The 15,722-nt window shown below is 67.2% G+C and carries 13 protein-coding genes; 6 read left to right on the top strand and 7 right to left on the bottom strand.

All coding sequences use genetic code 11. The annotated features are described in order from the left end of the window. The first annotated feature begins 156 nt into the window (after window positions 1–156). The 3 genes from QGN17_RS00065 to QGN17_RS00055 all read left to right on the top strand — a co-directional run bounded on the left by QGN17_RS00065 (window position 157) and on the right by QGN17_RS00055 (window position 6,615). Window positions 157–2,670, top strand: a complete 2,514-nt coding sequence (locus tag QGN17_RS00065) for a TonB-dependent receptor (RefSeq protein WP_281042479.1) — start codon at window positions 157–159, stop codon at window positions 2,668–2,670. Between the two features lie 122 nt (window positions 2,671–2,792). After that, window positions 2,793–4,346, top strand: coding sequence for a tryptophan halogenase family protein (locus tag QGN17_RS00060; RefSeq protein ID WP_281045108.1), 1,554 nt, complete (start codon window positions 2,793–2,795; stop codon window positions 4,344–4,346). Between the two features lie 10 nt (window positions 4,347–4,356). After that, a complete protein-coding gene (locus QGN17_RS00055; RefSeq protein WP_281042478.1) occupies window positions 4,357–6,615 on the top strand; it encodes a beta-glucosidase in 2,259 nt (752 codons plus the stop codon). 115 nt (window positions 6,616–6,730) lie between these two features. Here the strand turns inward: QGN17_RS00055 and QGN17_RS00050 are convergent, their stop codons facing one another. Next, window positions 6,731–7,162 (bottom strand): MarR family winged helix-turn-helix transcriptional regulator, encoded by a 432-nt coding sequence (locus tag QGN17_RS00050; RefSeq protein WP_281042477.1) that lies wholly within the window; start codon window positions 7,160–7,162, stop codon window positions 6,731–6,733. A gap of 137 nt (window positions 7,163–7,299) precedes the next feature. Here QGN17_RS00050 and QGN17_RS00045 point away from each other — a divergent pair, with 137 nt between their 5' ends. Continuing rightward, window positions 7,300–7,722, top strand: a complete 423-nt coding sequence (locus tag QGN17_RS00045; protein WP_281042476.1) for an organic hydroperoxide resistance protein — start codon at window positions 7,300–7,302, stop codon at window positions 7,720–7,722. 134 nt (window positions 7,723–7,856) lie between these two features. Here QGN17_RS00045 and QGN17_RS00040 read toward each other — a convergent pair whose 3' ends face one another. After that, entirely contained in the window at window positions 7,857–8,621 is a 765-nt protein-coding gene (locus QGN17_RS00040) for an SDR family oxidoreductase (RefSeq protein ID WP_281042475.1), read from the bottom strand. A 103-nt stretch (window positions 8,622–8,724) separates the two neighbouring features. On the opposite strand from QGN17_RS00040, the gene QGN17_RS00035 reads away from it, so the two are divergent. Continuing rightward, window positions 8,725–9,147: a winged helix-turn-helix transcriptional regulator gene (locus tag QGN17_RS00035; RefSeq protein ID WP_281042474.1), complete on the top strand. Its 423-nt coding sequence runs from the start codon at window positions 8,725–8,727 to the stop codon at window positions 9,145–9,147. A 113-nt stretch (window positions 9,148–9,260) separates the two neighbouring features. Here the strand turns inward: QGN17_RS00035 and glmS are convergent, their stop codons facing one another. From glmS to glmU, 4 genes are all read right to left on the bottom strand, one after another. Further along, window positions 9,261–11,084, bottom strand: coding sequence for a glutamine--fructose-6-phosphate transaminase (isomerizing) (gene glmS / locus QGN17_RS00030; protein ID WP_281042473.1), 1,824 nt, complete (start codon window positions 11,082–11,084; stop codon window positions 9,261–9,263). A 90-nt stretch (window positions 11,085–11,174) separates the two neighbouring features. After that, window positions 11,175–12,065 (bottom strand): bestrophin family protein, encoded by an 891-nt coding sequence (locus QGN17_RS00025; RefSeq protein ID WP_281042472.1) that lies wholly within the window; start codon window positions 12,063–12,065, stop codon window positions 11,175–11,177. After that, the gene (locus tag QGN17_RS00020) at window positions 12,062–12,277 is read right to left on the bottom strand and encodes a hypothetical protein (protein ID WP_281042471.1); all 216 of its coding nucleotides are present in this window, start codon (window positions 12,275–12,277) and stop codon (window positions 12,062–12,064) included. Before QGN17_RS00020 ends, QGN17_RS00025 begins: the two co-directional genes overlap by 4 nt. Before the next feature lie 192 nt (window positions 12,278–12,469). Then, complete coding sequence (gene glmU / locus QGN17_RS00015; protein WP_281042470.1) at window positions 12,470–13,840, bottom strand: bifunctional UDP-N-acetylglucosamine diphosphorylase/glucosamine-1-phosphate N-acetyltransferase GlmU; 1,371 nt, start codon at window positions 13,838–13,840, stop codon at window positions 12,470–12,472. A gap of 61 nt (window positions 13,841–13,901) precedes the next feature. On the opposite strand from glmU, the gene gph reads away from it, so the two are divergent. After that, on the top strand, window positions 13,902–14,567 hold the full coding sequence (gene gph / locus QGN17_RS00010; RefSeq protein WP_281042469.1) for a phosphoglycolate phosphatase: 666 nt from the start codon (window positions 13,902–13,904) through the stop codon (window positions 14,565–14,567). Here the strand turns inward: gph and QGN17_RS00005 are convergent. Continuing rightward, window positions 14,564–15,574 carry a nucleotidyltransferase domain-containing protein gene (locus QGN17_RS00005; protein ID WP_281042468.1) on the bottom strand — a complete coding sequence of 337 codons (1,011 nt, stop codon included), beginning with the start codon at window positions 15,572–15,574 and terminating at the stop codon, window positions 14,564–14,566. The two genes, gph and QGN17_RS00005, sit on opposite strands and share 4 nt — an antisense overlap. Window positions 15,575–15,722: the final 148 nt, after the last annotated feature.

The following is a 15,722-nucleotide window of genomic DNA, read 5'->3' as shown; positions in this document are numbered from 1 at the left end:
GGCAACGTCGTGACCCAAAAGCAACAGTTGCTCGATGATTGCTCGTCTGTTTCCGGACATGCAGACAACGATGTCAAAAGGTTTTGACATCCTTGTCATACGCGCAGTAGAGGCACGCCCAAGCTCGTACAAACGGGTGATCTCTGGGAGGTTTGCATGACCCGGCATATTCTTGCCGCGAGCACGGCGCTCGCGGCCTCGCTGTTCTTCACCACCACCGCTTTCGCGCAGGACGCCGCCGCTGCCCCGCAGCCGGCTGCCGCGGCCGACACCGGCCAGATCACCGACATCGTCGTCACCGCCACCAAGCGCGAGACCAGCCTGCAGAAGACCCCGATCGCCATCTCGGCGTTCAGCCAGGCCACGCTCGACAAGCAGCAGGTGCAGGACGTCAAGGGCCTGGCCGATTTCGTGCCGAGCCTCCATTTCGCCCAGCAGGGCGATCAGGGCGGCATCCTGCTGACCATGCGCGGCATCGGCAACGACGCGGCCTATACCGAGGTCGCCGATCCGGAAGTCGCGATCTACGTCGACGGCATCTACTCGCCGCGCGCCCAGGGTGCCTCGGTGCTGATGTACGACATGGAGCGCGTCGAGGTGCTGCGCGGCCCGCAGGGCACGCTGTTCGGCCGCAACGCGACCGTCGGCGCGATCAGCCTCGTCACCGCCAAGCCGACCTTCGACGACTTCCACGCCAGCGTCGAGGCCGTGGGCGGCGCCTACAACCGCTTCGGCATCAAGGGGATGGTCAACATCCCGGTGACCGACAATTTCGCGCTGCGCGCGGCGTTCATCACCGATCGCCACGACGGCTATATCGACTATCAGACCCCGCCGGACCTGCCCGGCGTGAACCGTTCGGCGTTCGTCACCGGCGGCAAGAAATATTATGCCGGCGACCAGAAGTCGGCCCGCATCTCGGCCCGCTGGGATCTCGGCCGCTTCAAGTGGAACCTGAACGGCGAGTGGTACAAGGATACGGGTTCACCCATCCTCGGCCTGATGCAGGATCCGCGTCCGGGCCAGAAGTTCTGGTCGGCGCTGGTCGATACCGCGCCGCAGACCGATCGCTACTCGTGGGGCATCCGCTCCAACATGAGCTACGATCTCTCCGACCATATCGAGGCGGTGTATATCGCCGGCTTCTCGCGGGTCGGCGGCACCGCGGATTCGGATGCGGATGCCGGCGCGCACCCGCCGGCGCTGGCCGACGACGGCACGGTGACGATGCCGAACGACAGCTTCGGCGAGAACAACACCGCCTACTCGCGCTATGACTTCTGGAGCCACGAGGTTCAGCTGAAGTCGACCGGCCACAACGCGATCGACTGGATCGTCGGCGGCTATTACAGCCACGAGGTCAACAAGATCCGCTTCGACATCGATCAGCGCAACGGCTATCGCGACGGCACCTTCAACTGGGCCGGCACCTTCATCCAGGCCGATCGCGAGATCGACTCGCGCGCCGCGTTCGGCCAGGCCATCTGGCACATCACCGACAAGATCAACCTGACCGGCGGCATCCGCTACACGAGCGACAAGAAGCGGGACATCGGCGGCCGCAACGTCACCTTCTCGGGCTGCCCGGATACCAACCCGGCGGTCACGGGCACGCAGGCCGATCCGGCCTGCACCGCAGCGGTGGCCAACCTGCCCGGCATCTTCGGTATCGATCTCGACGGCGCCGGCAACGCCCAGCAGGTGGTCGATGCGCTCAACGCTGAGACCGCACAGTACGGCAACCTGTGGGGCATCTCGCCCAACGACACGCACGGCAAGTGGAACAAGGTGACTTGGCTGGCCCGCGCCGACGCGCAGATCACGCCCGGCACGCTGGTCTACGGCAGCGTCAGCACCGGCTTCAAGTCGGGCAACATCGAGGATGGCGGCCTGCTCGCCGGACCCGAGACGCTGACCAACTACGAGATCGGCTCGAAGTCGAAGTTCTTCGACAACCACGTCACCCTGAACCTTGCGGCCTATTATGAGGACTTCAAGGGCTATCAGGTGAACCAGGCGGTCACGACGCGTGATGCCGACGGCAACATCACGGGCAGCCAGATCATCACCACCAACGCCAAGGGCGCCAAGGCTTATGGCCTGGAGGCCGAGCTGAACGCGAACCTGACGCGGCTGGATCGCCTGACGCTGGCGGCGACCTACCAGCACACCCGCTTCAAGGATCTGCTGACGGTCAACAACGGCATCTACAACAACGTGCCCGAGAATATCGAGAACCTGAAGGGCAACGAGCTGCCGCACGCGCCGCATTTCTCGGCGACCGCCACCTATGAGCATGATTTCGAGCTGGCGAACGGCGGCCGCATCACCCCGCGTGGAACCCTCCACTACGAGACCCGCAGCTGGCTGAGCTACTTCAACGGCGACCAGATCGGCGGCTACGCGCCCGAGAACCAGGCCGGCAAGGGCCTGCTAGGCACCGCCTACGATCAGCAGAAGGCCTATGCGAAGATCGACCTCGGCCTGACCTACGCGTCGCCCGGCGACAAGTATGAGATCGAGGCCTTCTCGCTCAACGTGACCGACAAGCGCATCCGCACCAGCGCGGGCGTTTCGGGTTCGGTGGGCACCAATGGCCTGCAGTCGGTCTTCCTGTCCAACTACGAGCCGCCGCGCACCTGGGGCGTGCGGGTCCGCGCGAAGTTCTGATGGTTCCCCTGCCCGTTCGTCGCAAGACGGACGGGCCCTCGCGGCCGTCGCCCAAATTCGGCGGCGGCCGCTTTTTCTTCTGACAACGCTGTTTTTAGGCGTATGAAGGCGGCAGGGGGATGATGGGAAAGCGCATCGTGATCGTGGGCGGCGGGACCGCCGGGTGGCTGACCGCCGCCTATCTTTCGCGCGCCCTGCCGGCCGCCGCGATGCCCGGTGGCTGCGCGATCACGCTCGTCGAATCCGCCGAAATCGGCACGATCGGCGTCGGCGAAGGGAGCTTTCCGTCGCTGCGTTCCACGCTGGCCACGCTCGGCCGATCCGAGGCCGAATTCCTGCGCGCCAGCGATGCCACCTTCAAGCAGGGCGTGCGCTTCATGGGCTGGGCGGGAGGCCCCACCCCCGGATCGAACGCCGACGATTACTTCCACCCCTTCAACCTGCCGCTCGGCGGGGAGCATCCGGGGCTACTGCCTTTCTGGCTGGATACCGCCGCCGATCCGGCCCGCCCCTCCTACGCCGATGCCGTCACCGTACAGGAACGGCTGATCCGCGCCGACAAGGCACCCAAGCGCCGCGCCGATCCGGATTTTTCCGGGCCGATGAACTACGCCTATCATTTCGACGCGGGCAAGCTCGCCACCTGGTTGCGCAACGTCGCCACGGCGAACGGCGTCACCCGGATCGAGGGCACCGTCGCCACCGTCTCCCGCCTCGAGGACGGCGACATCGCCGCGCTGGCGCTGGCCGACGGGCGGACGATCGACGGCAATTTCTTCATCGACTGTTCGGGCTTCCGCAGCCTGCTGATCGGCGAGACGCTGGGTTCGCCCTTCCGCTCGGTCGAGGACGTGCTGTTCAACGATCGCGCGATCGCGATGCAGATTCCGGACGCGCGGCTGGACCAGCCGATCGCCCCCTACACCCGCGCCACCGCGCACGCCGCGGGCTGGATCTGGGACATCGGGCTGCCGACCCGTCGCGGCACCGGCTGCGTCTATTCGAGCCGCCACCTGTCCGACGACGAGGCCGAGCGGACGATCCGCGCCTATGCGGGGCCGCAGGGCGAGACGCTGAATACGCGCCGGCTCAAGTTCCGCACCGGCTATCGCGAGCGCCAGTGGATCGGCAACACGGTCGCGATCGGGCTTTCGGCCGGCTTTTTCGAGCCACTGGAATCGACTGGCATCATGCTGATCGAGGTCGCCGCGCGGATGGTTGCCGAGATGCTGGCCAGTTCCGCCGACAAGGAGGCGCGCGCGGGTGCCGAACGCAGCTTCAACCGGCACATGGCGGCGCGCTTCGGCTCGATCGTCGAGTTCCTCAAGCTCCATTATTGCGTCAGCCGCCGCACCGACACCGCCTACTGGCGCGACAACACCGATCCGGCGAGCTGGCCCGAGGGGCTGCGCGACAAGCTGGCGCAATGGCGCCACCGCGTCCCCTCGCGCTTCGATTTCGTGCTCGATTACGAGACGTTCCTGCCGCCGAGCTGGGCCTTCATCCTGCACGGCATGGGCTTCGAGACCGAGGCCGGCAAGGGCGCTTTCGCCGCCAGCCCGGCCGACGGCCGCGACGCCGCGGCGGCCTTCGGCAAGGTCCGCCAGGCAGCCCAGCAGGCCCTGCAGGCGCTTCCCGACCATCGTTCCCTGATCGACCAATATCATAAGGATTGAGAGAGGTTTTATGCGCGTGACCCGATCTGCCCTGCGTTCCGCCCTGCTCGCGGGAATCGCGCTCGGCCTTTCCGCCTCGGCGCTCGCCAAGGCGCCTGCCCAGCCGTGGAGCAACCGCACGCTCCCGCCCGAGGCGCGCGCCGCCGCGCTGGTGAAGGCGATGACGCAGGACGAGAAGCTGCAACTGGTCCGCACCTGGTTCCCGCCGCTCGCCACCGGCAAGCCGGGCGCGCCCACCGACATGATCCCGTCGGCGGGCGAGATGGTCGGCATCCCGCGTCTCGGCATCCCGACGCTCCGCGAAAGCGACGCGAGCCTCGGCGTCGCCAACCAGGTGGAGCAGCGCAAGGGCGACACCGCCACTGCGCTGCCCGCCAGCCTCGCCACCGCCGCCAGCTTCGACCCGGAAGTCGCCTATGAAGGCGGCGCGATGATCGGCGCGGAGGCGCGCGCCAAGCGCTTCAACGTGCTGCTGGCCGGCGGCACCAATCTCACCCGTGATCCGTGGGGCGGGCGCGATTTCGAATATCTGGGCGAGGACCCGCTCCTCTCCGGCATCCTCGTCGGCGCGCATATCAAGGGCGTGGAGAGCAACCACATCGTCTCGACGATCAAGCATTACGTCCTGAACGCGCAGGAGACCGGCCGCATGGTCTACGACGCGCGGATCGGGCAGGCGGCGCTGCACGAAAGCGACCTGCTCGCCTTCGAGATCGGCATCGAGAATGGCCGCCCCGGATCGGTGATGTGCTCCTACAACATCATCAACGGCGATCATGGCTGCGAGAACCACGAGACGCTCACCAACGTGCTGCGCGGCGACTGGGGCTACAAGGGCTTCGTGATGTCCGACTGGGGTGCCGTCCACTCGACCGAGAAGGCGGCAAACGCCGGTCTCGATCAGGATTCGGGCGCCGAGCTGGATGACGGCGACTGGTTCCGCGAGAAATTGCGCGCGGCGATCGCCAAGGGCACCGTCCCGCAGGCGCGGCTCGATTCGATGGTGACGCACATCCTCACCGGCGTGATCCAGAGCGGCCTGTACGACGATCCCTCGCCGCAGACCGTCCAGCCGATCGACACCGACGCGCACGCGCTGATTGCGCAGAAGGCGGCCGAGGAAGGTATCGTCCTGCTGCGCAACGAAGGCGACGTGCTGCCGCTGGCGGCGACCGCGAAGAAGGTCGTGATCATCGGCGGCCATGCCGATGTCGGCGTGCTATCGGGCGGCGGCTCTTCACAGGTGCGCTCGACCGGCGGCGTGCCGATCGAGATCCCGCTGAAGGGCGGCCCCGCAGCCTCCTTCTCGCGCACGACGTGGCACAATTCGTCGCCGCTGCGCGCCGTGCAGGCGTTGAACCCGCAAGCGACCGTCACCTATATCGACGGCAGCGATCCTGCGGCCGCTGCTGCTGCGGCCAAGTCGGCCGACATCGCGCTGATCTTCGCGACCCAGTGGCGCACCGAGGCGGAGGACATCACCACCCTCGCCCTCCCCGACGATCAGGATGCGCTGATCGAGGCGGTAGCCGCCGCCAATCCGAAGACGGCAGTGGTGCTGGAAACCGGCGGCCCGGTGCTGATGCCCTGGCTGAACAAGGTGCCGGCGGTGCTCGCCGCCTGGTATCCGGGCCAGAAGGGCGGCGAGGCGATCGCCAACATCCTGTTCGGCAAGGTGAACCCGTCGGGCCGCCTGCCGATCACCTTCCCCAAGGCGGCACGCCAAGCCCCCCGGCCCGAACCGGTCGGCCTCGACATCATCGCCAAGAACGACGCCGCCTCCAACGCCGGATCCCCTGGCGGTGCCGCGCAGAGCTTCCCCGTGGAATATCCGGAAGGCGCCGACGTCGGCTATCGCTGGTACGCGAAAAAGGGGGAAACGCCGCTCTTCCCGTTCGGCTACGGCCTCTCCTACACCCACTTCGCTTACGCCAATCTGAAGGTGACCGGCGGTGCGACGCTGACCGTCTCGTTCGACGTCACCAACAGCGGCAAGGTGGCGGGCGCCGACGTGCCCCAGCTTTACGTCACGCCCCCGGCCGGTGGCGCGCAGGCGCGCCTCGCCGGTTTCGAGCGCGTGACGCTGAAGCCGGGCGAGACCCGCCACGTAACGCTCACCGCCGAGCGCCGGACGCTCTCGACCTGGGATGAGGCGGCGCGCGACTGGCACCTCGCCGGAGGCCGCTATGCCGTCGCGATCGGCAAGCATGCCGGCGACGCGACGCTCAAGGGCGAAGCGACGCTGGCGGATGCGACGTACAAGCCGTGACGATCCCCCCTCCCTGAAAGGGAAGGGGTCAGGGGTGGGTTCGCCGGTGGCGAGCGCACCCTCATACTGAAACGAACCCACCCCACCGCCCCTCCCTTTCCGGGAGGGGAGTCTTCTACTCCGCCATCGCGTCCCTCAGCGCCTTCACGTCGGCGTTAAGGCGTTGCAGCCCGGCAATGGTCATGCCGGATTTCTCCAGCAGCCGCTCGCCCAGGCACACGCTCCGCTCGCGCATCGCCCAGCCCTCTCCAGTGAGCCGCACGATCACCTGCCGCTCGTCCAACGGGTTACGCTCGCGCGATAACAGCCCGCCCACCTCCAGCCGCTTCACCAGCGGCGTGATCGTGCTCGATTCGAGCCCGAGCCGGTCCGCGATCGCGCCGATCGTCTGGCCGTCCTGCTCCCACAGCGCCAGCAGCACGAGATATTGCGGGTAGGTGATGCCTAGCTCGTCGAGCAACGGGCGGTAGGCGCGGTTGATCGCGATCCCGGCCGAATAGACCGCGAAACACAGCTGATCGTCGAGCGTCAGGGGATGGTGGCTCATCGCCGAAACTCCGGTCCTCGAAAAATTTTCACGCAAAAGCATATCGCGATAAATTTCTCTCTTTACAAGCCGCCGCTCCGCGCCTAGCTAATGATTATCGCGATAATAATTATCGCGCATGAGATAGGAGTTTCGCCATGACCATCCTGTATCGCGCCGAAGCCATCTCCACCGGCGGTCGCACCGGCGTTTCCAAATCTTCCGACGGTCGCCTGTCGATCACGCTCGACACCCCCAAGGAGCTGGGCGGCAATGGCGGCGAAGGCACCAATCCGGAACAGCTCTTCGCGGCCGGCTATTCGGCCTGCTTCATTGGCGCGCTGAAGTTCGTCGCCGGGCAGAAGAAGCTGAAGGTCGACGACACGACCACCGTCACCGCGACGGTCGGCATCGGCCCGCGCGAGGACGGCAAGGGCTTCGGCCTGGAAATCGCGCTCAGCGTCTCGATCCCGACGCTCGATCGCGCGACGGCGGAGGCGCTGGTCGCCGAGGCCGACGTGGTCTGCCCCTATTCGCACCTCGCTCATAACGGCGCGAAGGTCGCCCTGTCGGTCGCCTGATCACTAATCCTCCTCCGCCAGGGGGAGGGGCGTCGGAGGGGGAGGATGCGGTGTCGCCTCCGAGGGCATCGCCGCCCGCCCCCTCCGTCACGCTACGCGTGCCACCTCCCCCTGACGGGGGAGGATTTATGGCATCACCCTTCGCGCGCCCGCGTCGCGAAGTCGTTCAGCTGTACCACCGTCTCGTCGAACCGGCCCTGTGCCTCGGCGAAGCGGAGGAAGCCGACGCGCTCGACCAGGATCTCCTTCGGCGTCGGCACCTGGGCGAACAGCGCCATCACCTCGTCGGTGAACTCATCGAGCGGCTGGTAGCCCGGCCGCGATTCCTGCCCCGGCGTGAGGCCGGTCTGCACTGCGGGCGGAGCCAGCTCGGTCACCTCGACCTTGCCCTTCAGCGCCTCGCGCATCGCGACGGTGTAGGAATGGATCGCCGCCTTTGTGGCATTGTAGGTCGGCGTCGCGATCAGCGGCACGAAGGCCAGGCCCGACGTGACGTTCACGATCGCGGCATCCTCCTGCGCCACCAGATGATCGATCAGCGCATCGACGATGCGGATCGGGCCGAGCAGATTGGTGGTGATCATCGCATCGGCATCTGTGAGGTCGCGCGACTTCGTGACATCCTCGAAGCGCATGATCCCGGCGTTGTTCACCACCACGTTGAGCGCGGGATGCGCCGCCAGTAGCCGCTTCGCGAAATCCGCCACGCCCTCCGCGCTTTCGACGTCCAGCGTCAGCGCGTGCATGTTGGCGCGCCCCGCGATCGCCTTGTCGAGCGCGTCCTGCCGACGCCCGGCGACGATCACGGTGTTGCCGGCATCATGGAAACGGTGCGCCAGCGCCTCGCCGATACCCGATCCGCCGCCGGTGATGAGGATCGTGTTGCCTTGACTCTTCATGGGAATGTCTCCGTCCAGAGTTGATGGCGCCGATGTAGCCCGTTAGTTTCTACCCGAAAGAAGGCACCTGAAAGATTTATACTTACCCGAAAGAGAGTGACCCATGTCGAGCCTGCCCTTCGACGATGCGACCATCCGCCGCGCCCGCCGCATCGCGGAGAACACCCCGCCGGCCGAATGCGATCCGCGCGTCGAGGCGCTGGTCAACGACCTGATCGGCCGCGTCGCCGACAAATGGACGATGATCATCCTTGAAGCGCTCACCGAGCATGAGGAGTTGCGTTTCACCCAGCTTGGCCGCCAGGTGCCGGGCATCAGCCAGAAGATGCTGACCCAGACGCTGCGCCAGATGGAGCGCGACGGCATGGTGACGCGCACCGTCCATCCGGTGATCCCGCCGCGCGTCGATTATCGGCTGACGGATCTCGGCCAGAGCCTCGGCGCGGCCTTCTGCGGCGTGTGGATCTGGGCGGAGGACAATCTCACGCGGGTCGAAGCGGCAAGGGCTGCGTTCGACAACCGGTAGGACGCTGCTTATCGATCGTCATTGCGAGCGTAGCGAAGCAATCCAGAGCCGGATCGCGCTGGCCTGGATTGCTTCGCTACGCTCGCAATGACGAAGAGAGATGCGCGTTCGGGCTATTCGACCGTCACGCTCTTCGCGAGGTTGCGCGGCTGGTCGACGTCGGTGCCCTTGGCCACTGCGACGTGATAGGCCAGCAGCTGTACCGGGATCGCGTAGACGAGCGGCGCGATCAGCGGATGGACCTTGGGCATGGTGATCGTGGCGATGCAGCCCTCGCCGGCCTGCTGGATGCCGTCATAGTCGGAGATCAGCACCACCTGCCCGCCGCGCGCCTGCACCTCCTGCATGTTGGAGACGGTCTTCTCGAACAGCGGGCCGGAGGGCGCGAGAACGATCACCGGCACATTCTCGTCGATCAGCGCGATCGGGCCGTGCTTCATCTCGCCGGCGGCGTAGCCCTCCGCATGGATGTAGCTGATTTCCTTGAGCTTCAGCGCGCCTTCCAGCGCCAGCGGATAATCCGGCCCGCGCCCGAGGTAGAGCACGTCGCGCGCCTTGGCGATGCCCTGCGCGACCTGTTCGATCGCCTCGTCATAAGCGAGCGCGCCGTTGAGCGCGGCCGGCGTTTCGGAGAGGTGGCGGACCAGCGCCTTCTCCTCGTCGCGGCTGAGGCGGCCCTTGGCGCGCGCCAGATTGGCCGCAAAGGCCGCCAGCACCGCCAGCTGGCAGGTGAAGGCCTTGGTCGAGGCGACGCCGATCTCCGGCCCGGCGTGGGTCGGCAGCAGCAGGTCGGCCTCGCGCGCCATCGTCGAGGTCGGCACGTTGACCACCACCGCGATCTTTTGTCCCGAGGCGCGGGCATGGCGCAGCGCGGCCAGCGTGTCCGCCGTCTCGCCCGACTGCGAGATGAAGAGCGCGAGGCCGCCCTCCTCCATCACCGGTTCGCGATAGCGGAACTCGCTCGCCACATCGATGTCGACGGGCACGCGGGCGAACTGCTCGAACCAGTATTTGGCGACGCAGCCGGCGTAATAAGAGGTGCCGCAGGCCACGATGGTGACGCGCTTCACCGAGGCGAGATCGAAATCCTGCGCCGGCATCGCCAGCTCGCCGTCGAGCCGCCGGAGGTAGGAGCGCAGCGTCTGCGCCACCACGATCGGCTGCTCGTAAATCTCCTTGAGCATGAAGTGACGATGATTGCCCTTGGAGATGGTGACGTCGTTGGCACCCGAGATCACGATGGGGCGCGTCACCTCCTTGTCGTCGCGATCGTAGACGACGGTGCCGTCGCGGGTGAGGACGCACCAGTCGCCCTCCTCCAGATAACAGATGCGCTGGGTGAGCGGCGCCAGCGCCAGCGCGTCCGACCCCAGATAGCTCTCGGTCTCGCCGAAACCGACGACCAGGGGCGATCCCAGCCGCGCGCCGATCAGCAGATCGGGGTTGGAGCGGAACAGGATGGCGAGCGCAAACGCGCCATGCAGGCGCTTCAGGGTGACCCGCACCGCCTCGACCGGATCGAGCCCGTTCTCCACCTGCTCGGAGACGAGATGGCAGACCACCTCGGTATCGGTCTGCGACTTGAACACCCGGCCGCGCCCGATCAGTTCGTCGCGCAGGCTCTTGAAGTTCTCGATGATGCCGTTGTGGACGACCGCCACCTCCTCGGTGGCGTGCGGATGGGCGTTGTCCTCGGTCGGCGCGCCGTGGGTCGCCCAGCGTGTGTGGGCGATGCCGGTGGTGCCGGGCAGCGGCTGCTCGTCGAGCACCCTTGCCAGATTGTCGAGCTTGCCGGCGGCGCGGCGGCGATCGATCACGCCGTCATGATCGGTGGCGATGCCGGCCGAGTCATAGCCGCGATATTCGAGCCGGCGCAGGCCCGCCAGAAGCCGCGGCGCCACCGCTTCAGTTCCCAGAATTCCGATGATTCCGCACATGCCACTCGCCTCCGCCTGCTCGGGATCGCCGCCCCTAACAAGGGACCACTATCGGCTCCCCTAACGCGCGGATGACGAATTGGACAGGTGCTACCACAGCACGCCGTTGGCCGGCGTTACGGGCTTCGGCGCTTCCTTGCCGAGCGACTGCAGCAGGTCGATCTCGATCGTGCGCGTCATCGCGGTGAGCGGCACGTCGTGGACCGAGTCGGCGAAGGGATCGACCAGATCGTCGCCGATCTGCAGCGCGACCAGGAAGGCGAGACCGACCAGCGACGACCCGATCGGCGTCGCCATCCCCAGCGCCTCGACCAGCCCGATCGGCAGCAACACGCAGAACAATCGCGTGAAGAAGGCGGGATAGCTGCGATACTGCGCGGGCAGCGGCGTGTTCTTCAGCCGCTCCATGCCACCCTGCGCATTGGAGATGTCGACCATCACGCTTTCCAGCTGGGTCTGCTGGATGCTGTCGATCATCCCCTCGCGCCTGGCTTCCGCGATCAGCTTGCTGGTGCCGTCGTGGATCGCGTTGGCGACGTTGGCGCGATCGAGCACCAACGCCGCGGCGGCCTCGCCCAGCACGCGTACCGCCTCGGCCGCCGGATTCTGGCGGCGCAGCTGGCAGCGCAGCACCTGCACGAAGGCGATCTGGCGGCGCACGATGATGTGTTTGAGCGTAAAGGCGGACGGATCGTCGTCCGGCAGGAAGGCGAGAACCCCGCGCGTCAGGCTGCGCGAGGCGTTGATCATCGCCCCCCACAGCACGCGTCCCTCCCACCAGCGCTGATAGGCGGAATTGTCGCGGAAGCCGAGGAACAGCGCCATCACCGTGCCGAACAGAGCGAGCGGCAGCGCCGGCGCCTCGAACGGCGAGAGGAAGTAGAAGACGGTGACCGCGACGTCCCACAGGAACAGCGCGGCCAGCACCCGCCACGCCCGAAAGAGGGTCTGGCGGATACGCGGGGTGCGGCTGACGATCATTCGGCGGCCATGTCCGACCAGACGTGATACAGCCCCAGCATCCCAACGATCGCCATGCCCTTCAGCGCGCCGAGGCGCAGCGCCAGCCCCTCGTCCATCAGCCCGTGGACCAGGAAGAAGGCCAGCAACGCCGCCGCAAGATAGAAGGGCAAGGCTTCGATATCGCGCCAGCTCAGCGGCTCGTCATGACCGTACAGATGATCCTGATGCATGAACGTCTCCATCGCTTCGGGACGGAGAACTGTGTGCATCGCAGCATAAGATCAACCCGCGAGAGCAGGCGGGAAACACTCTCTTACAATATTCAACTCATTGGCAAATCGGAACGGCAAGGTTCCGTAAGATAGTGTTGCGGGCGGTGCGGAACGGGCAGGATCCATTGCACCGCACACAATCGGCATCGGTCAGACACCCGCCTTCTTGCGCTCGCTCATGCGCGCCCGGAAACGGGTGGCCCAGCCGGGCTTCTCCTCCTGCACGGGGCGGACGAGAGCGAGCGCGTCGGGTGCCACATCCCTGGTCACGACCGAGCCGGCCGCGACAATCGCGCCCTTGCCGATCGTCACCGGCGCGACCAGCGCGCTGTTCGATCCGACGAAGGCGCCCTCGCCGACGATCGTCCGGTATTTGAGGAAGCCGTCATAATTGCAGAAGATCGTGCCGGCGCCGATATTCGCCCCCGCGCCGACCTCGCCATCGCCCAGATAGGCGAGGTGATTGGCCTTGGCGCCCTCGCCGACGGTCACGTTCTTCACCTCGACGAAATTGCCGATATGCGCCTTCGCACCGATCCGCGCGCCGGGCCGGAGGCGGGCATAGGGGCCGATCAGCGCGCCGGCGCCGATCTCGGCCTTCTCCAGATGGCTGAAAGCACGGATCACGGCGCCGTCCGCCACCTTCACGCCCGGCGCGAAGACGACGTTCTGCTCAATGGTCACGTCGCGGCCGACCACCGTGTCGTAGGCGAACCAGACGGTTTCCGGTGCGATCAGTGTCACGCCGTCCGCCATCGCCTGCACCCGGCGGCGCTGCTGCCATTCGGCCTCGACCCCGGCCAGCTCGGCGCGGCTGTTGACGCCCGCCACCTCCCACGCCTCGGTCTCGATCACTGCCGACTTGCGGCCATCCGCCTGCGCCAGATTGACGATGTCGACGAGATAATATTCGCCCGCCGCGTTATCGTTGCCGACCCGCGCCAGCAGCGGCCAGAGATCGGCGGCGCGCACCGCCATCAGGCCGGAGTTGCAGAGCGTCACCGCATATTCCTCAGGCGAGGCATCCTTGGCCTCGACCATCTTGGCGATGGCACCGTTCTCGTCGGCGATCACCCGGCCATAGGCGCCCGGCACGGGCGGGCGGAAACCCAGCACCACCACCGCCGGCGCATCGTCGGCGTGCAGTCGCTCCAGCATCCGCGCCATCGTCTCGGCCGGCACCATCGGCACGTCGCCGTAGAGGATGAGGATGTCGCCCTCGAACCCCTCGAGCGCGTCCTCGGCCTGCTGGACGGCGTGGCCGGTGCCGAGTTGCGGCTCCTGCGTCGCGACGCGGGCGCCGCGCGCCTCGACCGCCTTCTCGATCTGCTCGCGCCCGTGGCCGACCACGATCACCTCGGCGACCGGCCCCAGCGTCTCGACGCTCGCCAGCAGGTGCGACAGCATCGGGCGCCCCGCGATCGGGTGCAGCACCTTGTGCGTGTCGGACTTCATGCGGGTGCCCTTGCCGGCGGCGAGGACGATAGCGGCGAACGGTGCGGGGGCGGTAAGCTCGGTCATGGCGGGGGAGATGCCATGTCGCGCTTGCCGTTTCCAGCCGCCTTCGCCATGCGGTGCCATCATGGCCACGCATCGCTTCCGCACCGTCGTCTTCGATCTCGACGGCACCCTCGCTGATACCGCGCCGGACCTCACCGCTGCGCTCAACCACGCGATGACGGAGATGGGGCGCGATCCCATCCCGGCGGAAGATGTGCGCCACATGGTCGGCCACGGCGCGCGCGCGCTGCTGCGCAAGGGGCTGGCAGCGACCGGCGAAGTGTCCGAAGAACTCGTCGAGCAGGGCTTCCCGCTGTTCATCGCCTATTACGAGGCGCACATCGCCGATCACTCGAAGCCCTTCGAGGGCGTCGAGGAGACGCTGGCGGCGCTGGAGGCGGACGGCGTGACGATCGCGATCTGCACCAACAAGCTCGAAGGGCTGACCCACCAATTCCTGAAGGCGATGGGCTGGGAAAGCCGCTTCGCCGCCGTGGTGGGCGGCGACACCCTGGAGGTGCGCAAGCCCGATCCCGCCCCGCTCTTCGCCGCGATCGAGCGATCGGGCGGCGAAGGCCCGGCCGCGTTCATCGGCGATTCGATCACCGATACGGATACGGCGAAGGCGGCGGGCATCCCCTGCGTGGCGCTCAGCTTCGGTTTCCACGATCGGCCGCCCGAGGAACTGGGCGCCGACCGGCTGATCGATCACTGGAACGAGCTGATCCCGGCGCTGGCGACGCTCTAGGCGGGCTTCTTCGTCGCCTTGGTCCACAGGTGCTGGGCGAGCATCGCCGGCGGCATCCGCATCCAGTGCGAGCGGATGTAGAAGGCGAGCCGCGTGAGGGGGGAGCCCTGTCGCCCCCAGCCGTCGCGGGCGAGCAGGCGGCGGATGTAGAGGCGGTCGGCGAGTCCGTGTCTCCAATCGTCCGGCACCGGCGTACCGTACAAATCGCGCGTCAGACGCACGGCGCGCGAAACGGCGGAAAGCAGATCATGACGCTGCGCACGCTCGCGCAGACGCTCCCAGAAACCCTCCCTATCGAACTCGCGGATCAGGCGGTCGATATCCCACAGGTTGCGCAGGCCGCCCGACAGATCGCCGTCCGCGAAGAGATGCGCGGCGGCGTGGACGATGATGTCCTCGTCCGACAGGATCGACAGGCCGTTGCCGAGCGGCACGGCATCGGCCAGCAAAGCCGCCGCATCGGGCTTCGGCCGCGCGGTGGGCGGCAGGATCGTGTGGTGGACGTCGATCATCCGGTCCCGCTCGCGGTGGATCAGCGGCGGCAGCTCGTGCATCCAGCGGCGATAATAGGCATCGTCATAGGCATCCTCCTTGATCGGCTCCCACCCCGCCGCGCGCAGCGCCACCTCCGCCGCATCGAGCGCGTCGCGCGGCACGAGGATGTCGAGGTCGCCGATCGATCGCCCCTGCCCCGCATCCAGCCCTGCGGCGGCGAAGGCGGTGCCCTTGAGCAGCACCACGGGGATGCCAAGCGGCGCCAGCGCGCGCCGCGCCATCTCCGCCTCCCACAAGGCGGCGCGGCGCTCTTCGGCGGCGCCCTCGCGTGCGTCGGCGAGGATGCGGGCGACCGACGGCGGCACGGCGCGGTGATCGAGACGATGCGCGAGCGTCCCCAGCAGGCGCTCGGCGCGCGCGGCGGTGAGCAGCTCCGTCCAACCGGCATCATCGAGCGTGGCGACGCTCTCCGGCTCGCGCAGCGCAGTCACGAGGAGGCGGGTGGCTCTCATGCCCCGGCATCCGCCCCAAACGCCCCGTTCGTCCTGAGCGAAGTCGAAGGACGTGCTGCAAGCGATGCGCCAGAGGCACGCACTTCGACTTCGCTCAGGACGAACGGAGTCAGGGTTCTCACAGCTCCCCCCACAGCCGCTCGACCAG

The sequence above is a fragment of the Sphingomonas oryzagri genome, assembly GCF_029906645.1.
Lineage (GTDB): Bacteria > Pseudomonadota > Alphaproteobacteria > Sphingomonadales > Sphingomonadaceae > Solisphingomonas > Solisphingomonas oryzagri.
Note: the sequence above shows the minus strand (reverse complement) of the source record. Positions and strands in the feature narration are given on the sequence as shown.